The organism is Streptomyces lydicus (assembly GCF_001729485.1).
GTDB classification, from domain to species: Bacteria; Actinomycetota; Actinomycetes; order Streptomycetales; family Streptomycetaceae; genus Streptomyces; species Streptomyces lydicus_D.
This window is the reverse complement of record NZ_CP017157.1, coordinates 5,679,197-5,700,154: the sequence shown is the minus strand read 5'-3', so window position 1 is coordinate 5,700,154 and position 20,958 is coordinate 5,679,197. Positions and strand designations below refer to the sequence as shown.

16 protein-coding genes are annotated in these 20,958 nt (G+C 68.9%); 12 read left to right on the top strand and 4 right to left on the bottom strand.

Going from position 1 to position 20,958, the window contains the following annotated elements; all coding sequences use genetic code 11:
• Positions 1 to 137: 137 nt before the first annotated feature.
• The gene (locus SL103_RS24810; RefSeq protein ID WP_069574076.1) at positions 138 to 488 is read right to left on the bottom strand and encodes a hypothetical protein; all 351 of its coding nucleotides are present in this window, start codon (positions 486 to 488) and stop codon (positions 138 to 140) included.
• A gap of 404 nt (positions 489 to 892) precedes the next feature.
• Here SL103_RS24810 and SL103_RS24805 point away from each other — a divergent pair, with 404 nt between their 5' ends.
• Both SL103_RS24805 and SL103_RS24800 read left to right on the top strand, forming a co-directional pair.
• Positions 893 to 1,342, top strand: coding sequence for a DUF1931 family protein (locus tag SL103_RS24805; RefSeq protein WP_069571156.1), 450 nt, complete (start codon positions 893 to 895; stop codon positions 1,340 to 1,342).
• A 543-nt stretch (positions 1,343 to 1,885) separates the two neighbouring features.
• The gene (locus SL103_RS24800; protein WP_069571155.1) at positions 1,886 to 3,700 is read left to right on the top strand and encodes an APC family permease; all 1,815 of its coding nucleotides are present in this window, start codon (positions 1,886 to 1,888) and stop codon (positions 3,698 to 3,700) included.
• A gap of 237 nt (positions 3,701 to 3,937) precedes the next feature.
• Here the strand turns inward: SL103_RS24800 and SL103_RS24795 are convergent, their stop codons facing one another.
• The gene (locus SL103_RS24795) at positions 3,938 to 4,774 is read right to left on the bottom strand and encodes an alpha/beta fold hydrolase (protein WP_069571154.1); all 837 of its coding nucleotides are present in this window, start codon (positions 4,772 to 4,774) and stop codon (positions 3,938 to 3,940) included.
• A gap of 530 nt (positions 4,775 to 5,304) precedes the next feature.
• Here SL103_RS24795 and SL103_RS24790 point away from each other — a divergent pair.
• A complete protein-coding gene (locus SL103_RS24790; RefSeq protein ID WP_069571153.1) occupies positions 5,305 to 6,033 on the top strand; it encodes an alpha/beta fold hydrolase in 729 nt (242 codons plus the stop codon).
• Positions 6,034 to 6,189: 156 nt separating this feature from the next.
• Here SL103_RS24790 and SL103_RS24785 read toward each other — a convergent pair whose 3' ends face one another.
• Positions 6,190 to 6,693: a carboxymuconolactone decarboxylase family protein gene (locus tag SL103_RS24785; protein WP_069571152.1), complete on the bottom strand. Its 504-nt coding sequence runs from the start codon at positions 6,691 to 6,693 to the stop codon at positions 6,190 to 6,192.
• Positions 6,694 to 6,817: 124 nt separating this feature from the next.
• Here SL103_RS24785 and SL103_RS24780 point away from each other — a divergent pair, with 124 nt between their 5' ends.
• From SL103_RS24780 to SL103_RS24770, 3 genes are all read left to right on the top strand, one after another.
• Positions 6,818 to 7,798: a pirin family protein gene (locus SL103_RS24780; protein WP_069571151.1), complete on the top strand. Its 981-nt coding sequence runs from the start codon at positions 6,818 to 6,820 to the stop codon at positions 7,796 to 7,798.
• 10 nt (positions 7,799 to 7,808) lie between these two features.
• Positions 7,809 to 8,150 (top strand): GNAT family N-acetyltransferase, encoded by a 342-nt coding sequence (locus SL103_RS24775; protein ID WP_069571150.1) that lies wholly within the window; start codon positions 7,809 to 7,811, stop codon positions 8,148 to 8,150.
• Positions 8,151 to 8,436: 286 nt separating this feature from the next.
• Positions 8,437 to 9,681, top strand: coding sequence for an MFS transporter (locus SL103_RS24770; RefSeq protein ID WP_069574075.1), 1,245 nt, complete (start codon positions 8,437 to 8,439; stop codon positions 9,679 to 9,681).
• Between the two features lie 24 nt (positions 9,682 to 9,705).
• Here the strand turns inward: SL103_RS24770 and SL103_RS24765 are convergent, their stop codons facing one another.
• Entirely contained in the window at positions 9,706 to 12,453 is a 2,748-nt protein-coding gene (locus tag SL103_RS24765) for a helix-turn-helix transcriptional regulator (RefSeq protein ID WP_069571149.1), read from the bottom strand.
• 475 nt (positions 12,454 to 12,928) lie between these two features.
• On the opposite strand from SL103_RS24765, the gene SL103_RS24760 reads away from it, so the two are divergent.
• The 6 genes from SL103_RS24760 to SL103_RS24735 all read left to right on the top strand — a co-directional run bounded on the left by SL103_RS24760 (position 12,929) and on the right by SL103_RS24735 (position 20,826).
• Positions 12,929 to 15,655, top strand: coding sequence for a helix-turn-helix transcriptional regulator (locus tag SL103_RS24760; RefSeq protein WP_347877859.1), 2,727 nt, complete (start codon positions 12,929 to 12,931; stop codon positions 15,653 to 15,655).
• 90 nt (positions 15,656 to 15,745) lie between these two features.
• Entirely contained in the window at positions 15,746 to 16,561 is an 816-nt protein-coding gene (locus tag SL103_RS24755; protein WP_244304028.1) for an alpha/beta fold hydrolase, read from the top strand.
• A gap of 116 nt (positions 16,562 to 16,677) precedes the next feature.
• Positions 16,678 to 17,931 carry a sugar ABC transporter substrate-binding protein gene (locus SL103_RS24750; protein ID WP_069571147.1) on the top strand — a complete coding sequence of 418 codons (1,254 nt, stop codon included), beginning with the start codon at positions 16,678 to 16,680 and terminating at the stop codon, positions 17,929 to 17,931.
• Complete coding sequence (locus tag SL103_RS24745; protein WP_079145954.1) at positions 17,903 to 18,892, top strand: carbohydrate ABC transporter permease; 990 nt, start codon at positions 17,903 to 17,905, stop codon at positions 18,890 to 18,892. Before SL103_RS24750 ends, SL103_RS24745 begins: the two co-directional genes overlap by 29 nt.
• 74 nt (positions 18,893 to 18,966) lie before the next feature.
• On the top strand, positions 18,967 to 19,719 hold the full coding sequence (locus tag SL103_RS24740; protein ID WP_208869944.1) for a carbohydrate ABC transporter permease: 753 nt from the start codon (positions 18,967 to 18,969) through the stop codon (positions 19,717 to 19,719).
• Positions 19,720 to 19,839: 120 nt separating this feature from the next.
• Positions 19,840 to 20,826, top strand: coding sequence for a helix-turn-helix domain-containing protein (locus SL103_RS24735; RefSeq protein ID WP_069571145.1), 987 nt, complete (start codon positions 19,840 to 19,842; stop codon positions 20,824 to 20,826).
• Positions 20,827 to 20,958 lie beyond the last annotated feature (132 nt).

The following is a 20,958-nucleotide window of genomic DNA, read 5'->3' as shown; positions in this document are numbered from 1 at the left end:
GTCCGGCCGGAACGCCGGGAAGTTGCGGGCGAATCAGTCGGCCTTCTCGTAGGGCGCGGTGAGGGGGAGTTGCAGGATCGCCGCGTAGTGGCGGGTGCCGGGCGGTGCGGGGACGGCAGGCGGGGCATGAGTCCGGCTCAGGAAAGTTCTTCCAGCATTCCGTGCACATGAGCCACGGCAACCTCTATGTCGGTGTGCTTGTACTGCCCGGCGCGTGACTCCGCGGAGAGGATTCCGCAGCGGTGCACTTTCTCGAAGTCGCCATAGGGGAACTTGTACCGGCCTTTGTTCTCTTCTTTTTGTTCGTCGTCTTCGCCGAGGTACCACTTCCGGTATTCGGCGAAGCCGTGCTGCTCCAGGTAGCGGTTCTCCTCCTCGGCCGAGGGGCGGTGTTCGCTCCACTCGTCCCGGTCGTCGAGGACCACCCGCCGTTCCTTGACCAGCTTCTTCGCATGCTCAAAGGCTCGTGCGTTCAGCTTCACCACCACGAGGCTCACACCTTCCACGCGTTGCCGTGCCACGGGACTGCGGGAAATCCGCCGGGAATGGCGCTCACCGGGGGAGGAGGGGATAACGCTCGGTTGCCTGACTGTGCACCCCTGTATCAGCGGCGGATGATTCGCCGGTCCGGAGCATCCATGGCTCATACGGCGAGGTAACGCTTCGCGTCCTCTTGTTTACGCCATTCTACGCCGCCGACGGGCGGCTCTCGCGGCCAATTCCGGGAACGTTCCGATCGCTTGGCCTGTCAGGTGAAACAAACGCCATGGCTTCGGCCTGGCATGCGCAGGCGTGCCCCGGAGGTGTCTGGAACCCTGGGACTGGCATTGCGCGCCGGTGGGCGGACCGCCGCCGGTGTGGAGTAGTCACCGAGGGTGAGGAGGCGAAAGCCATGACCGTGATGGGCGTGTCCAGGTTCGAAAGGTTCTTCCGTGCCGCCGCAAGTCTCGACGTGGACAAGAACGATCTGAAGCGGTACAGCGACTTCGTCGACGGCAAGCTCTACGACCTCCTGCTCGTCGCCCAGGCCGCGGCCAAGGCGAACGACCGGGACATCGTCGAGCTGTGGGATCTACCGATCACCAAGGGGCTTCAGGAGAGTATTCACCGGTTCCGGCAGCTGGACGAGGAGGTCGAGCTCAAGCCGATCCTCGAGCAGTTGGCCACGCACCCCCTGCTCGACCGGGCACCCAGTGAGGAGACCGAGGCCCGGTACCCGGAGATCATCGGCGGGCTGAGCGTGGCACTCGCCGAAACCTTCAAGATCATGTACCCCGACGTCAAAAACCCCCAGACCAAGCACTGGGAGGGCGCGACCGCCATCTTCGACCTGCTCCTGTAGCCGGCCCTGCCCGGATTGCGCAGGTCACCCCGCCAGGGGCCAGAGCCCCCCCGCCCGGCTCGGCGAGCGGCGGCCACGCAGCTGTGGAGGGTCCGCCCGGTCACCCGTTCGACAGCACGCCGCGCCTGTGGGCCGGGGCACCCTGTGACGGCTGAGGAAGTCCTTCCGGTGGAACGTCGAGGGGATCGAACTGCTCATCCTGGCGGGGCTGATCCTCGTGATGGCGACAGCGGCGTACGTGTGGCGGCGCTCGACGCGGCCGGGAGACTACTTCCCGCTCCAGGAGGCGGGGCGCTCCCCGTCGCCGGAGCTGTCATCCCCTCGGTGCGCGGGTCCTGATCCGTGGTCCGCCAGGTCCAGAACCTGTGCGTGGTCGTCCTCCACATCGCACCCGTCCAGCGCGGTGGGCGTGCAGGTCCCCGGAGACTCTCCGAAGCTGGATCAGGCGGTTATCTCTCACCGAAATGGAGACGTCATGAGCATTGCCGTAGTGCCACGGCCCGGCATGGGTGGTGCCTCCGCCGAATGAACGAGTGAGTTTCCGTGCCCCTCGGGCTTGCGCTCAAGAAACCGCACCCCAAGGTCCCACGGCGTCACGGCGAGGGCGGAAAGTCCCACCTGACCGTGCTCCAGGGGCTGGCCGCCCTGTCACTGGACGCCCTCAGCTCGGTCGCATACGGCCCGGAGGCCGTGGTCGTCGTGCTGGTGGCTGCCGGTTCGGGCGCGCTCACTGCGATGCTGCCGATCACGCTGGTCATCGCCGGTTTGCTGGCCGTCCTGGTCGTCTCCTACCGCCAGGTGATCGCCGTGCACCCGGACGGCGGTGGAGCCTATGCGGTGGCGAAGAAAGATTTGGGCAGAACGGTCAGTCTGCTGGCCGCGGCCAGCCTCATCATCGACTACGTCCTCACCGTCGCAGTCAGTCTCGCCGCCGGCGCCGCGAGCCTCGCCTCGGCGTTTCCCGCCCTCTCCGATCATCTTCTGGCCGTATGCCTGATCGCGCTGCTCCTCCTCACCCTCGTCAATCTGCGCGGCATCGCGGACAGCGCGCGGGTGCTGATGCTGCCCACAGTGCTGTTCATCGTCAGCGTGATCGGTGTCATCGTGGTGGGGCTGTTTCGGGCCCATCCCGCAGCCACGGTCGGGACGTCCCAGTCCTTTCCCGCCGTCGAGGCGCTGAGCGCGCTCCTGGTGCTCAAGGCGTTCTCCGCCGGATGCTCAGCGCTGACCGGGGTGGAGGCCATCGCCAACGCCGTTCCGATGTTCCGCCAACCACGCGTCAGGCGGGCGCAACACACCGAGCTGATGCTGGGGTTGCTGCTGGGCGCCATGCTCGTCGGGCTGTCGTTGCTGATCCGCAGCCATCACGTGGTGCCACGCGGCGGTGTGACGGTGTTGGCCCAGCTGACCGCCGGCGCCTTCGGGACCGGCTGGCCCTACTACGCCATCAGCCTCATCGTCACTCTCGTGCTGGGCATCGCCGCGAACACCAGCTTCGGCGGCCTTCCGGTCCTGATGAGCGTCCTCGCCAAGGACGACCGCCTCCCTCATCTGTTCGCCCTCCGCTCGGAGCGGCCCGTCCACCGCTGGGGCGTCGTGGCACTGGCGGTGCTGGCCGGCGTCATGCTGGTCGTCGTCAGTGCCGACACCCAGCGCCTGATCCCGCTCTTTGCCATCGGCGTCTTCGTCGGCTTCACCATCAGCCAGATCGGCCTCGTCCGGCACTGGAGCATGCAACGCCCCGACGGCTGGTCGCGCCGGGCGTTGATCAACGGCGTCGGGGCCGTGCTGACCGCCGTCGCCGGAATCGTCCTGCTCGCCACCAAGTTCCTCGCCGGTGCCTGGATCGTCGTTCTCACCGTGCCGCTGCTGATGCTGCTGTTCTCCCGGATCGAGCGCTATTACACGCGCGTTCGCGACCAACTCGGACTGGACGGCCCCCCGCCACGCCCCACACGAACCCGCAGTCTGGTCATCGTCCCCCTGGGCAGGGTCGACATGGTCGCGGTCGCCGCCCTCAACGCCGCGTCCTCACTGGGCGATGAGGTCGTCGTGGTCGCCGTCTTCGACGACCGGACGAAAGCAGACGCCATGCGCGCCGACTGGGCGCGATGGAACCCCGGCCCACGGCTCGACATCATCGACAGCCCTCAGCACTCCCTGGTGCATCCAGTCATCGGCTACGTCGAGCAGGTCGCCCGCAACGGCAGGCAGGTCGCCGTACTCATTCCCCAGGCGGAACCCCTGCACGGCCGCTACCGGATTCTCCAGAACCAACGGGGCATTCTCATGGCCGGCCTGCTGAGTTCCCGCACCGACGTAGTCGTATGCCTGCTCAAAATCCAGTTGGACGTGTGACCCCGTCACATGCAGGGGGGCAGACCCGGTTTACGGGGGATACCGAGCCTGCCCCGGCACAAGGGCGCCTGCATGCGTCCCCCGGGCGGAAGGGCGCCGTAACCCCGCCCGGGGTCACTCCTGTCAGCGCGCCGCGCGGCAGGAGTGTCATGGAGGGACGGACCCGATTGGGGGCCGGTCCTTGTACCTCGACGGTGGTCTCGGGCCGCAGGCCCGTCGGGCGGGCCTGCGGCAGGGTCACTTCGCCAGGAAGGCGAGGAGCGCGGTGTTGACCTCTTCCGCGTGGGTCCACAGCAGGCCGTGCGGGGCGCCCTCGATCTCCACGTAGTCGGCGGACGGGAGCGCCTTGTGGAACGGCCGCGCGGTTCCCTCGACGGGCAGGATCCGGTCGCCTGTACCGTGCAGGATCAGGGCCGGGACGTCGATGGCCGGGATGTCGGCCCGGAAATCGGTGTACCAGGTCGACGGCGCGGCCGCGGCGGCGAAGAAGCCGCCACCCGCCGACACGTTCCAGCTGTTGCGGACCGCTTCCTCGCTGATCTTGGTACCGAGGTTCTCGTCCAGGTTGTAGAAGTCCTTGTAGAAGGCCGTGTAGTACGCGTAGCGGTCCGCCTTGACTGCCGCGACGATGCCGTCGAAGAACTCCTTCGGGGCGACCCCGTCGGGGTTGTCGTCCGTCTTGAGCAGGCAGGGCTCCAGCGAGGCCAGGAAAGCGACCTTGGAGACCCGGGCGGAGCCGTAGGTGGACACGTAGCGGGCGACCTCACCGGTGCCCATCGAGAAGCCGACCAGGACGGCGTCCCGCAGGTCGAGGGTCTCCATCACCGTGTTCAGGTCCGCTGCGAAGGTGTCGTAGTCGTAGCCGGTCGTCGGCTGGCTCGACTGCCCGAAGCCGCGGCGGTCATAGGTGATCACGCGGTAGCCCGCGTCCAGCAGCACGGCGCTCTGCCGCTCCCAGGAGTGGCCGTCGAGCGGGAAGCCGTGGATGAGGACGACCGGCCGGCCGGTGCCGTGGTCCTCGTAGTAGAGGTCGATGCTGGTGGAGTTCTCCTGGCCCACGGTGATGTACGGCAAGATCTCGTTCCTTCTTCCGGAGTGACAGGCGCCGCGCGCAGGACCACGCTCCATCTCGAGGGGGGACGGTGCGGTACGGACGGCCTCGGCGCATCGGCTGCCGACGTCCGGGCATTCGTGGCGTGCGCGGTGCGGTATGTCAGCACGCTAGGGCGAGCGTTCCACCGCGTGTTGTCGTCGAGCGCACCTCTTCTTGCCTGGGAGTGCCAGGACGGGGACGTACTCCGGCACGCTGCTGTGCAAGGCTCCTCCACGGCGTCCCTCGCCGGCACTCCCCGCGGGCGCCGACAGACCACGGCCGATGCACCGACAGACAAGTCGCCTCCGCCGGTCGCCCCTAATGTGCTGCTCACGCCTGCGGTCCATCCCCGGACCGGACGCCGCACGCGCCGGTCCGGCCCGGCGAAGCAACTCGGCTGCGGCAGGGTTCGTTCCTCCGCCGCCACCCGCTCCCGGCAAGGCAGTGAAACCGTTCCCGACCGCCCGGCAGTGCGGCGCCAATCACCATGACATCAAAGGGGAGTTGTCCCTTGTCCCGTTCCGACAGCCCGACCGTCGTCCTGGTCCACGGGGCCTTCGCCGACGCCTCCAGCTTCGCCCGCGTCATCCCGGGACTGATCGCCCGTGGCCTGGACGTGGTGGCGCCGGCGGTGCCCAACCGCAGCCTGCTCGGCGACTCCGCCTACATCGCCTCGGTTGTCCGTCAGATACCTGGACCTGTCGTCCTGGTCGGACACTCCTACGGCGGTGCCGTCATCACCGTCGCCGGCGTGGAGGACAACGTCAGGGGGCTGGTCTACCTGGCCGGTTACGCCCTGGAAGAAGGCGAGAGCCTGGGCGAGCTGCAGGGCGGCTTCCCCGACTCCGACCTCGCCGCCGCGCTCGTCCACACCTCCTTCCCGATCGAGGGTTCCGCTGCTCCCGGCACCGAGGTGTCGGTCCAGATCGAGAAGTTCCCCTCCCTCTTCGCCGCCGACGTCGACCCCCGCCTCGCCTCCGTACTCGCCGTCTCCCAGCGTCCGCTCGCCGCTCAGACCTTCAGCGAGAAGGCACCGAAGGCGGCTTGGAAGACCAAGCGCTCGTGGGGTGTGGTCGCCACAGCCGACCGCACCATCAATCCGGATGTGGAGCGATATGGCTACCAACGGGCCGGCATGACCACCGTCGAGGTCGACTCCTCGCACCTGGTGATGCTCGCCCACCCCGAGCGCGTCATCCAGCTGATCGAGGAGGCCGTACGGGCCACCGCCGCCGACTGACCCGAAAAGGGACCTGTTCCGCGCACAGTTCGCGGCCCGCGTCCCTGATCCGACCGCTCAGGTGAGGGCCGCGGGTCAGCATCCGGTCGCGGTGCCCGCCCTCCAGGAGAAGGCCGTCGCCGCCGCGTGGAACTGCTGACCGGGCAGCGGCAGCGATCACCCGCGTGAGGACCGACTGTCAGGGGAGGCTGTGACACGGTGCTTGCTCAGGATGGAGACCCGGTTGAACGCGTTGATGGCTATCGCCACCCAGATCACCGCGGAGATCTCGTCGTCGTCGAGGACCTGGCGAGCGCATGCGTAGGCGCGTTCCTGCGCGACGGCGTTCGCGGGTTCGGTGGTTACCTCCGCCAGGGCGAGTGCCGCTTGCTCCCGCTCCGTGAACAGTTCGGTGTCGCGCCACGCGGCCAGCACGCCCAGACGTTGGGGGGTCTCGCCGGCGCGCAACGCGGCCCTGGTGTGCACGTTGAGGCAGTAGGCGCAGCCGTTGATCTGTGACACACGGAGGTTGATCAGCTCGACCAAGCCACGGTCCAGCGCCGCCTCGGCGGCGACCGCACGGACCGCTTCCGCCGTCTCGACCAGTGCGTGGTACGCCTTGGGGCTCTGCTTGTCGATGAAGACCCGCCGGGTCGCCGGATCTGCTGTGGTGTCACTCAATCTGGACTCCTTCAGGGCCGCCCCCGACCTTCGCTCGCTCCGCCGCGCAATACGAGGGGACACGGAATTACTCTCAGGCATGATTGTTGAATATGAAATCACATCCGGATGGAGAGGGCGCTCGATGAGCAACGTCGAAGTGGATCCCACCGCGCCGCGCCGCGCTACTGGCGACCACGGCCGGCCCGCGCCGCAGGTCGACGTGCTGTCCGCGCGGGACGTCCCGCTGGGCGGCCCAAGAGCGATGACGGTGCGGCGCACGCTGCCGCAGCGGGCCCGGACCCTGATCGGGGCCTGGTGCTTCGTCGACCACTACGGGCCGGACGACGTCGCCGACACGGGCGGCATGGACGTCGCTCCCCATCCGCACACCGGTCTGCAGACCGTGAGCTGGCTGTTCAGCGGGGAGATCGAGCACCGCGACAGCCTGGGCAGCCATGCCTTCGTACGGCCCGGCGAGCTGAATCTCATGACGGGCGGGTACGGCATCAGCCATTCGGAAGCCTCCACCGCCGACACCACGATCCTGCACGGCGTCCAGTTGTGGGTGGCTCTACCCGAAGAGCACCGGCACACCGGCCGTGACTTCCGGCACCACGTGCCGAGCCCGGTGCGGAGGGGCGGGGCGGAAATCAGGGTGTTCCTGGGATCCCTCGCAGGTGACACCTCCCCGGTGCGGACGTTCACGCCCTTGCTCGGCGCCGAACTCGTCCTCGATCCGCGCTCGACGACCACCCTCCCGGTGCCTACCGACTTCGAGTACGGCCTGCTCGTCGACCAAGGGGACGTCCGCATGGCCGGAACACTGCTGCGCCCGGCGGAACTGGGCTACCTCGGCACCGGAAACGACACGCTGACGTTGACGAACGAGACGGACGCCCCCGCTCGGGCGGTCCTGCTCGGCGGGACGCCGTTCGAGGAACAGATCGTCATGTGGTGGAACTTCATCGGCCGCAGCCACGAAGACATCGTCGAAGCCCGGCAAGCCTGGGAGAGCGCATCCGACCGCTTCGGCAGCGTCGACGGTTACGACGGCGACCGCCTTCCCGCCCCCGCCCTCCCGAATGCCACCATCACGCCGCGCAAGAACCCGACGCACCACTGAAAGGCTCACGATGACACAGCCCGCCGCCGCTCCGACCGTTCAGCGAGTCGACGCCAAGCACCGGTACGAAATCCTGGTCGACGGCAAAACCGCCGGCCTCACCGCGTACCGTGACCACGATGACCAGCGCGTCTTCTACCACACCGAAATCGACGACGCCTTCGCCGGGCAGGGCCTGGCCTCGCTCCTCGTCCAGCAGGCCCTGAGCGACGTACGCGCCTCCGGCAAACGCGTCGTAGCGGTCTGCCCCTACGTGGCGAAGTTCCTCAAGAGGCACGACGAATTCGCAGACGTGGCCGACCCCGTGACCCCCGAAGTCCTGCGGTGGCTGAAGACCGTGCTGGCGCAGTGACCTCCGCGCCACCACCTGCTCCCCGGGGTTTCCGGTCCAACGGTCACACCGAGCGAGGCGGTGTCCACTCGGTGGACACCGTCCTCGGTCTCCGCTGCGAGGGGCGCCCTCCGCAGGCATCTCTCTCACGGAGATGACTGACATCCCGAACCGTCGTCTCGGATGACGAAGCGCTGAGGGGTGGATCGGCGCTCCTGCCTGCGTGACGGCATCGAAGAAGCTGCCGGCCACCCCACAGCACATCCTCCGCGCCGGTCTCCCGGATCGCCCCGTCAAGAAGGTGCACATGTCCACACCCTCCGAGCTCCGGAGCTCGCGCCGGCCCACCACCGCAACGGCCCCGCACGGCCTGCCGGGTTGGCTGATCGCGCTCCTGGCCGTCGCCTCCGGCATGACGGTTGCCAACCTGTACTACGCCCAGCCCCTGCTCTCCTCGCTGAGCGATGTCTTCCACACCAGCACGGCCACCGCCGGGGCACTGATCACACTGACCCAGGTCGGCTACGTGATCGGCATGCTCTTCCTGGTCCCGCTCGGCGACCGGCTGGAGAAGCGCAACCTGATCACTGTCCTGCTGACGGTCACCACCCTCGCGCTCCTCGCGGCCGGATTCGCCACCGGCTTCCCCATGCTGCTGATCGCCTCACTCGTCAGCGGGGCCACCTCGGTCGTCGCCCAGATCCTCGTGCCGTTCGCCGCCGGCCTCGCACCCGACCACGCCCGCGGCCGCATCGTCGGCCGGGTGATGAGCGGGCTGCTCACCGGCATCCTGCTCTCCCGCACGTTGAGCAGTCTGGTCTCCGACCTCGCCGGCTGGCGCGCCGTCTTCCTCGGTTCCGCCGCTCTGATGGCAGTGCTCGCCGTGGCGCTGCGCGCGGCCCTGCCGCAGCACGCGCCGACGACCACCATCCCGTACCACCACGTGCTGCGCTCCACCGTCCGGCTGGTGCGCACGCACCCGGCACTCCTGCGCCGTGGCCTCTACCAGGCGGCGATGTTCGGTGCCTTCAGTGCCTTCTGGACCACGGTCTCCTTCGTCCTGACCGGCCCTCGCTTCCACTACTCGTCGGTCGGGGTCGGCGTGTTCGCCCTCGTCGGCGCGGCCGGAGCGGCCATCGCCCCGTTCGCCGGGCACTGGGCCGACCGTGGGCTCGTACGTCCCATGACCGGCATCGCCTTCGTGGTCGCCGCTCTGGCCTTCGCGCTCGCCGGGTTCGGCGGACACAGCGTCGTACTGATCGCCCTGGCCGCGATCCTCATCGACATGGCAGTACAGGCCACCCTGATTCTCGGCCAGCACACCGTCTACCAACTCGACCCCGCCGCCCGTGCCCGCCTCAACAGTGCCTTCATCGCCACGTTCTTCGCGGGCGGAGCGATCGGCTCCCAACTCGGCTCCGTCGTGTACCACGCCGGAGGCTGGACCGCCCTCACCGCCTTCGGTGCGGCGCTGCCCGTCCTCGCTCTCCTTTACTGGTTCACCGAACGTCGGCAGGGGGCGGCAACGAAGCCGAGCACCGCGGGCAGGTAGCTCCGGGTGCCCCACGGGGTGCGGTCAGTTCATGCCCAGCTTGTCCCTCAACTGGCCGCGCGAGGTGATCCCGAGCTTCGGGAAGATGCGGTACAGGTGCGCGCCGACCGTTCGCGGTGACAGATACAGCTGCTGGCCGATCTCCTTGTTGGACAGGCCGTCCGCCGCGAGCTGGGCGATCTGCAACTCCTGAGGTGTGAGCAGGTCCCAGTCGCTGCGGCTCTGCCGCTTGCTGCCCTCGCCCGCCGAGCGGAGTTCCTGGCAGGCCCGTTCGCGCCACGGTTCCACGCCGAGGGACGCGAACGACTCGCGGGCGATCCGCAGCGGAGTGCGGGCTTCCATCACGCGGCGACGCCGTCGTAGCCAGGCGCCGTGGGCGAGCATGAGCCGGGCGCGAGCAAAGGGCGCACGGGACATGTCCAGATCGAACGCCGATCGGAAGTGTTCTTCCGCATGCGCGTCGTCAGCGAGCAGCGCCTGAGCGAATCCCAGGTTGATCCGGGTCAGTTGGGCCTCGCCGGCCCCGGTGGACGTGACGAGTCGGTGCAACGCGGCCTTCGCCATGGCTCGTTGATCATCGCCCGTGGCAGCCTCGGCCAACTCCGCGATGGCGATGGTCTGGAGGAACGGATGGTACGCCGGGTCGACCGGGTCGAAGACCCGCCAGACGCAGTGGAACGCCTCGGCGTGGTCACCGGCGGCGAGGCCGATGAGACCACGAGTGATCTGGATGAACGCAAGATTGGAGGGGTGGGCCACGGACAGCCCCCGGCCCTCCGCCTCTCCGATGACGGCGAGCGCCGTCTCCAGATCTCCGTGCAATGCGGCGAACTGCGCCTTCGCGATCCGCGCACCGGTCAGCCAGCGCGGCTGGGCGTTCTCCTCGGCCAGCCGCATCGCCTCGGCCGCGGCCGGGACTCCGGTCTCCCAGTCGACGGTGTGCACGGCGCTGAGGGCGAGGGACACCAAGGTCTGGGCCAGCAGGCCCAGCCGGCCCTGGCCACGCAGGCCGGCCGCCGCGTGCCGGAGAAACCCGGTGGCGCGGTCGTACGCGTTCGCCATCGTGGCCGCCGTGCCCAGGGTGGCGGCGGCCTGGATGTCGTACCCGCCCTGACGTTCCAGACGCTCCAGGCGGTCGAGTACCGTCGCCGCCCGCTCCACCGGGGTGGCCGCCGCCAGCGTGTACACCAGGTCCGGGTGGAGTTCCGAAACGGGGAGCCGCTCGGCCGCGGCCACGACGTGTTCCCGCAGTTCCCGCCCGGGGTCCGACCACCAGCACCGCCGTGCGGCCGAGCGCAACAGCCGGAGGGCCAGTTCGGGATCGCCGGCCTCGGCGGCCCGCTCCGCCGTGGTGATCAGCAGATGGAGCCGGGGTGTGCTCGTGTCGATATCCAGTCCGAGGCCCTCGCGCAGCTGGAGCAGGCGGGCCCGCTCCAGCACACCGAGTTCCAGCTGGTCGGCCTGGTGCAACAGGCTTGCCGCGCGATCCGTCCGGCCGAGTTCGAGGCCCAGTTCCGCGGCGCCCAGAAGGCGGGCCACTCTTCCGGAAGGGACTTCGCTCAGTGCCGTGGCGCGTTCCAACGCCGTCAAGGCCACCGCGGCGGCGCCACGTCCGCTCGCTCGGCGAGCCACCTGGTCCAGTTGCCGCGCCACCGCCTCGTCGGGACGACCGATGGCCGCGGCCCGGTGCCAAGCCTGCCGATCGGGCTGCCCGTGAAGGGTGTGGGCGAGTGCGCCGTGGGCGGCGAGGCGGTCCGCGAGCGTTGCCGAGCCCAGGACGGCGGAGCGCACCAAGGGATGGCTGAAGCCGATGCGGAACCCGTCGACGGACACCAGACCCGCTGCTATGGCGGGCTCCAGGGAGCGTGCGGAAATCTCGGTGCCCGCAAGTGCCGAAGCGGCGGTGAGCACTTCGGGCAACGCACCGTCGTCGTCGGCGGCGGTGAGGAGCAGTACCTGGCGTGCGTCGGAAGGAAGATCGGCCAGCCGCGAGGCGAAAGCGCGCTCAAGTCGGGTGGTGAGGGGGAGCGCCGGCGATACCGCGGACTCGGCGGCCACCCCGCCCGCCCTCAGGGTGATCGGGAGCTCGATCAGCGCCAGGGGGTTGCCGGCGGACATGTCCGCCACGAGGCGGCGTACCGCCGGGGCGAGACCGGGGTTACGGGCGTCCAGCAGCGCGTCGGCCGCGGTGGGCTGCAGGGGCTTGAGGTGCAGCTCGGGGAGGTCGGGGGCGCCCGGCCACGCCGTGCGGCCTTCTTGGCCTGCGAGGAGCAGGCCGAGGGGTTCGGCACCCACGCGGCGCGCGAGGAACCCGAGCACGTCCAGGGTCGGCCTGTCGAGCCACTGGGAGTCATCCACGACCAGCAGAACGGGGGCTTCGGCGCTCGCCTCGCCGAGCAGGCTGAGCGTGGCCAGGGCGATCATGAAGAACTGGGGTGCGGCGGCATCGAACGACGGCTCCGCCATACCGAAAGCGCCCAGCAGCGCATCCGCCTGAACAGGGGGAAGGCGCGAGACGCGATCCGTCATGGTGTGGGTCAGCTGGTGCAGCCCCGCGAACGGCAGATGGGTCTCGGCCTGTACACCCGATGCCTTGAGGACGGTGAATCCTGAGTTCCGGGCCCGGGTGACGGCGTGGTCCAAGAGGGCGGACTTGCCGATTCCGGGGGCTCCTTGAATCAGTAGCGCACTGCCGCGCTCGGGCAGTCCGTCGACCACCGCGTCGACGGTCGCCAGCTCCTCATCCCGACCGAACAGTTTGCTGCCCGACATCCTTTGTTCCCCTGCGTCGGTGTTCTGACCTGGATGGTTGCAGTCTATGTGCGCGCAGGGAACACCAGGGCGCGCGGTGAGTCAAATGCCCTGGGCGCCTCGCTCGCGCACAGTCGCCCGCTCACTCACAGTCGCTTCGCAGTCATCATGCCGACGACGTAAGTCATCCCGTCTTGCAAGGTGGTCGGTGCCGAGCCGACTACGTGAACGTGGTGGGGCCCGGCACACGACCAGCTGGAGGGCGCCCATGACATCAGTGATCCACACCGCCGGATTCCCGGACGACGGGACATCCGAGGTGCCGGACGGCTCGCATACAGTGGCTTTGACCTGCGGCGATGTGCCCAGGCGCGGTGTGCCCGCGGGAAGCCGCCACCTGCGGGAGGGCGGAGTCACCAACTGGTGTGGGCCGAGCCCGGCTTGGGCCGGCGAGTGCGGACAGGACGGAGCGTAAGTGGCGGGGTCAGGCGGTCCGTTGTCCCGTAGCGGTCTGCGCGGCCGGGAGGTCGAACTCGAAGAGCTTCAGGCGCTGATCGCCTCGGTGGCCCGCACCGGAAGCGGTGGATTGGCCCTGATTCAGGGCGAACCGGGCATCGGTAAGACCACACTGCTCGCCGAGGCCGTCTCCATGGCCGGCGCAGCGGGATTCTCGGTCGGCTTCGGCAAGGCCGATGAGCTGCATCACATCGTGCCGCTCTCGTCCTTGGCGGCCTGCGTCCTGCACGGCGATCAGCCGTTGCTGTCCGGCGATGCCCTTGTCGATCTCGCCCGCAATCACGATCAGCGGATCTGGCTGGTGGAGCGCCTGGCGGAGGCGATCGAAGCCAGAGCCGGCAGCGTGCCGGTGCTGATCGGCCTGGACGACCTGCAGTGGGCCGACCCGCTGAGCCGGTTCGCCCTGCAGCAGCTTCCGACCCGCCTGCGGACTTCGCCGGTGCTGTGGATGCTGGCCGGGCGACCGGAGCCCGCGAGCGCGGCGGAAGAAGTGGTCGCAGCCGCGACCGGCAACCTCCCGACGGTCACTGTGTCCGTGGGGCCGCTGTCCGGCGCGGCCATCGATCAACTGACCATCGACACCCTCGGGGCTGCGGTTGACGAGCGGGTACGGGACCTGCTCGGCGGAGCCGGTGGGAACCCCTTTCTGGCGGTCGAGATGCTTGCGGGGCTGCGGACGGCCCGAGCCTCGGACGAACCTGTGCCCCCGGGGCTCGTGGTGGGTGTGCGCGCCAGACTCAAGTCCCTGCAGCCCGGCACGCTGCGCTTCCTTCAGATGGGAGCGGTGCTGGGGCGCAATTTCGGCTTCCGCGACGCCGCCGCGCTCTCCGGCCAACCGACCGCCACATCCCTCGCGGCGCTGGAGGAAGCGGTGGGCGCCGGACTCCTGGACGATGACGGCGATCACCTGGTCTTCCGGCACGATCTGCTGCGCCAGGCGGTCTATGTCGACATCCCGCCGTCAGCCCGGAAGGCTTTGCACCGAGAGGCTGCCCACCACCTTGTCGCCGCGGGCCATCAGCCGGTCGACGCGGTGCCGCACATCCTCAGGGGAGCCCTGCCCGGCGACGAGGAAGCCGTAGCGCTGCTGCGGCGAGCGGCTGACGACATCCTGCCGGTCACCCCGGGCCTCGCGGCCGACCTGATGACGCGCGCCCTGGAACTGGTGCCGTCAGCACGGCCGCTGAGGTTCGCAGTGGGGGAGCAGACGATCCTCTGCCTGACACGGGCCGGCAGGAACCGGGAGGCGCTGTCGACGGGCGACCGGCTCTTGGCCGGCCGGCCACCGCTGGAGGAGTTCAGCCGGCTGCAGGCTGCCCTCGGCGGGACGCTGTGGAACATGGATCTCGCCGGCGAACTGCGCCGCCGGGCCGAAACCGCCCTCGCCGTGGGGGGCGCCGCCCCGGAGATCGGGGCGAGGCTGGCGGCGCTGCGCGCCCTGGCCTTGTCCCGGGAGGATGATCTCGTCGTTGCGCGTGCGGCCGGCGAGACCGCGCTGCGTGCCGCCACCGCGATCGGTGACCGGGACGCGCATGTCCTGGCCCTGTCCGGGCTCGGCGAGATCGCGCAGAACGCGGGGGAGAACGCGGTCGCACTGGAGCGCTTCGCCGCGCTGAGCGCCATCGATTCCGCTTTCCTCCCCGAAGAGATCGTCGCGCACCTGCACATGGACGACTTCGCGGCCGGCAAACGGCTGCTCCTGCAAGCAGCGAACGATGCCGGGGCGATGCGGCAGGCGATGACGCTGTGGGCACAGGGGCAGCACGATCTGGGGCTCGGCCGGCTCGACGACGCCGACGCCGACTTCGTGACGATGGAGCGTCTGGAGGACGAGGTACAGGTCCCCGTCCAGCAGGTGAACGGCCGGGTGATCCGCTCCCGGATCGCCCTGCTGCGCGGCGACCGGGAAGCGGCGCGGGAGCACCTGGCCGCAGCGCGGGAAAGACTGGCGGTCAAACCGAACCCGGGCAACACCGCCGCGGTGCTCTTCCTGGAAGCGGTCCACGCCGAGGCCGACGGGGACATCGCGCTTGCCGCCGACAAGATTCGGCAGGTGCAGCAGAAAGGTCCCTTCATGCGGTGGCGGCTGTTGCGCGACTGGGTCGATTGCGCGATACGCATGGCCCTGCGCCGTGGGGAGCACGAGCTCGCCGAGGACCTGGCCGCACAGGCCGGAGCGCACGCCGAACGCAATCCTGCCGTGCCGACCGCCACGGGCATCGCGGCGCAGGCCCTCGGGCTCGTGACCCGCGATCCCGCCATGCTCGGGCACTCCGTCGAGCTGCTCAGGACAAGCCCTCGCCCGTTGGCCCGGGCTGCCGCATCCGCCGATCTCGGACAGGCGCTCCTGGCAGCGGGCCGGAAGCATGAGGCCGTGGCCGCGCTGACGCACGCCCGCGACACGTTCGCCGAGTCCGGCGCCCACGCCGCAGCGGGACGCGTACAGCGTGATCTCGATGGTGCCGGAGACGGCAGCCGCAGGGCAGCGACCACGCAGCGTCCCGTGCAGGGATGGGGAGCCCTCACGGCCTCGGAGCAGAAGGTCGCGCGCCTTATCGCCCAGGGCCACACCAACCGGTTGGCCGCCGACCTGCTCGTCGTCTCTCCGCACACGATCAACACCCACCTGACGTCCGTCTTCCGCAAACTGTCGATCAACTCCCGGGTTCAGCTCGCCAATCTGGTCATGACGTTGCCCGACAGCTGAGCGGAGTGGTTGGTACGTTCACGCGATGCCCCGCCCCACCCGAAAGCGTTTGGCTGGGGCATCCCCCACAGCCAGTTGGAGGTCACCGGCATGCACCGATCCACCCCCGCACCGCCGACCATCGTGCTTGTGCACGGGGCGTTCACGGATGCTTCGTCGTGGGCGGGGGTCATCAGCCTCCTGCACGCCGCCGGACTGACCGTGCGCGCCCCGGCGAACCCGCTGCGCGGTCTGGCGCAGGACGCCGCCTACATCAGGAGCGTGGTGCGTGACATCGACGTCCCTGTCGTGCTGGTCGGCCACGACTACGGTGGCGCGGTCATCACAGAGGCCGCCACCGACGCCGACAACGTCGTGGCCTTGTGCTACGTCGCGGCGTTCGGCCTCGACGCGGGCGAGTGCGTCCTGGACATCACGAACCGCTTCGCCCCCGTGCCGGCGGCCGACGCGACCTTCACCGCCGCCCTCCCCGGCGGCCCGGAAGGTGAGCTCTACATCCGTAAGGAACGGTTCCCGCAGGTGTACGCCGACGACCTGCCGCCCAGCGTCAAGGAGATGCTGTCCGTGGCGCAACGCCCGATCGCCTGCAGCGCGCTGACCAGTAGATCGGGCCCGCCGGCATGGGCCTCCAAGCCGTCCTGGTACGCCATCGCGACCGCCGACCGGATGCTCAGCCCCACCGCCCAGCGCTTCATGGCGCAACGCATGGCGGCCACCGAATACGTGCTGGACGGCTCGCACGCCGTTGTGCTGTCGCAGCCCGACGCGGTGGTGGCGATGATTCGGGAAGTCGCCGAACAGGGCGGTGCTCGCGGCGGTGGTTTCGTCTGCGCGGGACCGCCGGCACGCCTTACAGGAGCCGACCTCCCGGATGCTCCACGCCATCGGTCATTCGGGACCCTATAGCATGCGGTCGAGTCGAAGATGATGATATTGACCATTTTTTGACCGCACCCCTGAAGTGTGTCCCTCCTCGTGACACCGCCCCCGGCCACAGACAGTTACTCGGTAAAGGCACCAGCATGATCTCACCGGCCAGACCGCCGGCGCGGCGGATCGCCGCCCTCTTGACCGGAACGATCGCCCTTGTACTGGCCGCCACCGGATGCGGTGGCAAAACCGGTGCCGGGTCCGCCACAGGCAAGATCACCTCCATCACCGCGCTCGACTACTACACCGACGAACGCGAACACACCCACTGGGGCGAAGTGCTCGCCGCGTGCGGCAAGACCGCCGGCGTGAGGGTCGAGCAGACAAGCGTTCCCGGGGCGTCGCTCATCCCCAAGGTTCTGCAGCGGGCGTCGTCGCGGACCCTTCCCGACCTGTTGATGCTGGACAACCCCGACCTGCAGCAGATCGCACAGACCGGCGCGCTGACCCCGCTGGACCAGTACGGCATCGATTCCAGCGGCTTCACCAAGGGCATCCTTTCGGCGGGCACCTACCAGGGAAAGGTGTACGGACTGGCCCCTGCCGTCAGCACGATCGCCCTCTTCTACAACAAGGACATGCTCGCCGAGGCCGGTGTCGCCGTACCCGGGACCTGGGACGAACTGAAGGCGGCGGCGGCCAAGTTGGCCCGCCCCGGGCGCTACGGCATGGCGGTCGACGCCAACCCCACTTTTGAGGGCACCTGGCAGTTCCTGCCCTTCCTGTGGTCCAACGGCGGTGACGAGAAGAAACTGGACACCCCCGAGGCCGCAAAGGCACTTCAGTTGTGGGTCGACCTGGTGAAGAGCGGATCCATGTCGAAGTCGGTGCTGAACTGGACCCAGGCCGATGTCCACGATCAGTTCGTCGCCGGAAGGACGGCCATGATGATCAACGGGCCCTGGCGGATCCCTGCCCTGAAGCAGGCCGAGAAACTGCACTGGGGAGTGGCCCCCATCCCGGTCCCCCGGACGGGGCAGACCCCGGTCACACCGCTCGGCGGTGAGGTGTGGACGGTCCCGCGGAGCCCTTCCAAGGCCCGGCAGGAGAAGGCCGCCCAGGTCCTCGCCTGCCTGAACGACCACTCGACCATGCGCACCCTGGCCGAGCAGCACTTCACCGTGCCCTCCCGCACGGCTGTGGCCGCCCGGTACGCCGAGCAGACCCCGTCGATGGCTGCCTTTGTCCAGAGCGTGGAAGCGGCGCGAGCCCGTACCAGCCAGCTCGGCGTCAAGTGGCCCAAGGCAGCGACCGGGATATACACCGCGATGCAGTCCGCCCTGACGGGCCGGCAGACACCGGAGGAAGCCCTCAGACATGGGCAGCAGATCGCGACAGGTCACTGACCTGTCCCCGATACCCCGGACGGATACCGGGCAGGACGACGGCACCGCCGCCGCGGGGGACCAGGTCGTGGGCCGGGCACGTTTCCGGGAGCGGCTGGCCCGGTCGATGTTCCTCGTGCCCGCCGCGGCATACCTGCTGCTGTTCTTCGGCTACCCGATCGTCAAAAACGTCGTGATGAGCTTCCAGCAGTACACGGTCACGACGTTCTACACGGGTGTCGCCGCGTTCGTGGGACTGCGGAACTACGCGGAGATCCTTTCGTCGGACCTGTTCTCCAAGGCCCTGCTGACCACGGTCCTGTTCACCTCCGGCTCGATCATCGGGCAGTTCGCAATCGGCTTGGCCTTCGCTCTGTTCTTCCGGCGTCGCTTCCCGCTCGGTGGCGTACTGCGCGCGCTCCTTTTGCTGCCGTGGCTGCTGCCGCTGGTCGTCTCCGGAACCACGTGGCGGTGGATGCTCGACCCCGACACGGGAGTCGTCAACACAGTGCTGCGCGGCCTCCACCTCTCGTCGTCCGGCATCCCCTGGCTCACCGACACCTCACAGGCGCTGGTCTCGGTGATCCTCATCAACATCTGGGTCGGAATCCCCTTCAACACCGCGATCCTGTACGGCGGCCTCCAGGACATCCCGCCACACCTGTACGAGGCGGCGAAGCTGGACGGCGCCGGCCCGCTGGCGTCGTTCCGCCATGTCACCTGGCCACTGCTGCGGCCCGTGGTGAGCGTCGTGCTGGTGCTGGGCGTGGTCTACACCCTCAAAGTGCTGGACATCATTCTCGTGGTGACGGGCGGAGGACCGGCCGACGCCACGGAAACCCTCGCCACCCGCTCCTACGAACTGTCCTTTCAGCAGTTCGAGTTCGGGCGCGGCGCCGCAGTGAGCAACGTGCTCATCGTCCTCTCGCTCTTGTTCGCCCTCGTCTACCTGCGCGCCAACCGTCGCGCCCGGAACATCTGAGAAATGATCCAGTGAAGCGCGCACCGGGCCGTGGCCGGCCGTCCACCCTCGTCGGGATCGTCTTGCTCGCTCTGATGCTGTTTCCCGTCTACTGGATGGTGAACGCCTCCCTCCAGCCCGCGGGCAACACCCTTCAGGGAGGCTGGTTCCCCTTCCCTCCGGACTTCAGTGGTTACGTCACCGCACTGCGCGATCAGGGAGGCAACCTCGTCACCAGCCTCGTCGTAGCCCTCGGCAGCGTCGTCCTCAGCCTCGGGCTCGCCGCGCCGGCGGCCTACGCGCTGGCCCAGTTCCCCCTCCGCGGCACCAATCTCGCGCTCTTCGGCATCCTGGTCACACAGATGGTGCCGAGCATCGTCGTGGCCAACGCCCTCTACAGCGCCTACAACGACCTGGGACTCCTGAACTCCTACCTCGGACTGATCCTCGCCGACTCCACCGCAGGGGTCCCCTTCGCGATCATCATCCTGCACGCGTTCATGAGGAGCATTCCGAGGGAGATCATCGAGGCCGCGCGCGTGGACGGTGCCCGGAGGCTGCGCGTCTTCCGCTCCGTGGTGCTCCCGTTGAGCACGAACGCGTTGATCACTGCCGCCGTCTTCACCTTCCTCTTCACCTGGAGCGACTTCCTCTTCGCCCTCACCCTGACCACCACGGAGACCGTGCGGCCGATCACTCTGGGCATCTACCAGTACATCGGTGCCCACACGAACCAGTGGAACGCCATCATGGCCACCACCGTCATGGCGTCCGTCCCCGCCGCCGTGCTGCTCGTCGTGGCCCAGCGCCACGTCGCCACCGGCGCCGGCAGTGGAGCCGTCAAGTGAGGGGCCGTCCCCTGACGCATGACGGTCCCGCCCGCTGATCTAGCGGATTCACTCGATGCGCAGACCCAGGGCCGCTGCCACGGTGTTCCAGCAAGCACCGTTGGTTGAAAGGCGGAGAACATGTCGCCGGATGTCCTGCAGAGAAGCGCCCCTGGCAGCTTCCACACCACCGATTCGTTGCCCGTCCATCGCAGACGGGCGTACTGGCGCGAAGCCCTGTCCCAGACCTTCGGCGCCGTGGACATGACCGTCCCCGACGAGGTGTACTCCGGCGCGATCCGTACGGCACCGCTCGGCCGGCTCCAGGCCGTCACCGTGGACGGCGACTGCCTGTCCGCCCTGCGAACGCACCGACTCGTCGCTCAGGGCACGGAAGAGGAGTACGTGGTCGTCAAACTGCTGGAAAGAGGAGTCGCCCGACTGGAGCAGGACGGCCGTGAAGCGCTGCTCGGCCCGGGGGACATCTTCGTCTACGACATGGCGCGCCCCGTCCAGCTGAATCTTCCCCAGTCCTTCCGGACGAAGTCCCTCATCCTGCCGAGAGACGTTCTGGGCCTGAGCGAGTCCGACATGGCGCACATCACGGCCTCCCCGCTCGGCCCCGACACGCCCCTCGGCAGCCTGCTCTCGCCCTTCCTGGCCGGGCTCGTGGACGGCGCGGGAACCTATCTGCCGCGCACCAGCGAGGTGATGGCCCGGAACGTCGTGGACCTGCTCGGCGTGCTGACCGACGAGGTGCTCGGCCGTTCGAGCGCGGACACGCCGGGCGGGAGCCGGGCGTTGCTGCTGCGGATCCAGGCGTTCATCGACGGCCGTCTCGCAGACCCCGATCTGACCCCGCAGGTCATCGCCCGAGCCCACCACATATCCCCGCGCTATCTGCACAAGCTGTTCGAGAGCGAAAACGCCACTGTCGGCCGGTGGATCCAGCGGCGTCGCCTGGAGGAGTGCCGGCGCGAGCTGGCGCGCCGGGGGAACGGTTCCACGATCGCCGCCGTGGCGCACCGATGGGGTTTCGCCAGTGCCGCGCATTTCAGCCGGGTCTTCCGGGCCGCCTATGGGATGGCCCCCCGTGAATGGCGCGACACCCAAGTCATCGACACCTGACCCGACGCGGTCGCGCCCCGCCCGGTCACCAGCAGATGGCGGGCCCCATCGGCCGCCGGCCGCGCCGTATCCACGCATTGCGCTGCGAGGACACGGGTGATGCGCCCAGAGACAAAGGACACCCACCGGCCG

What these genes read in the sequence shown, in the direction of transcription:
- SL103_RS24805 (WP_069571156.1), top strand. Translation starts at nt 893, where the DNA reads ATGACCGTGATGGGCGTGTCCAGGTTCGAAAGGTTCTTCCGTGCCGCC.
- SL103_RS24780 (WP_069571151.1), top strand. Translation starts at nt 6,818, where the DNA reads ATGAGCAACGTCGAAGTGGATCCCACCGCGCCGCGCCGCGCTACTGGC.
- SL103_RS24775 (WP_069571150.1), top strand. Translation starts at nt 7,809, where the DNA reads ATGACACAGCCCGCCGCCGCTCCGACCGTTCAGCGAGTCGACGCCAAG.
- SL103_RS24770 (WP_069574075.1), top strand. Translation starts at nt 8,437, where the DNA reads ATGTCCACACCCTCCGAGCTCCGGAGCTCGCGCCGGCCCACCACCGCA.
- SL103_RS24765 (WP_069571149.1), bottom strand. Translation starts at nt 12,453, where the DNA reads ATGTCGGGCAGCAAACTGTTCGGTCGGGATGAGGAGCTGGCGACCGTC.
- SL103_RS24755 (WP_244304028.1), top strand. Translation starts at nt 15,746, where the DNA reads ATGCACCGATCCACCCCCGCACCGCCGACCATCGTGCTTGTGCACGGG.
- SL103_RS24750 (WP_069571147.1), top strand. Translation starts at nt 16,678, where the DNA reads ATGATCTCACCGGCCAGACCGCCGGCGCGGCGGATCGCCGCCCTCTTG.
- SL103_RS24745 (WP_079145954.1), top strand. Translation starts at nt 17,903, where the DNA reads ATGGGCAGCAGATCGCGACAGGTCACTGACCTGTCCCCGATACCCCGG.
- SL103_RS24740 (WP_208869944.1), top strand. Translation starts at nt 18,967, where the DNA reads ATGCTGTTTCCCGTCTACTGGATGGTGAACGCCTCCCTCCAGCCCGCG.
- SL103_RS24735 (WP_069571145.1), top strand. Translation starts at nt 19,840, where the DNA reads ATGTCGCCGGATGTCCTGCAGAGAAGCGCCCCTGGCAGCTTCCACACC.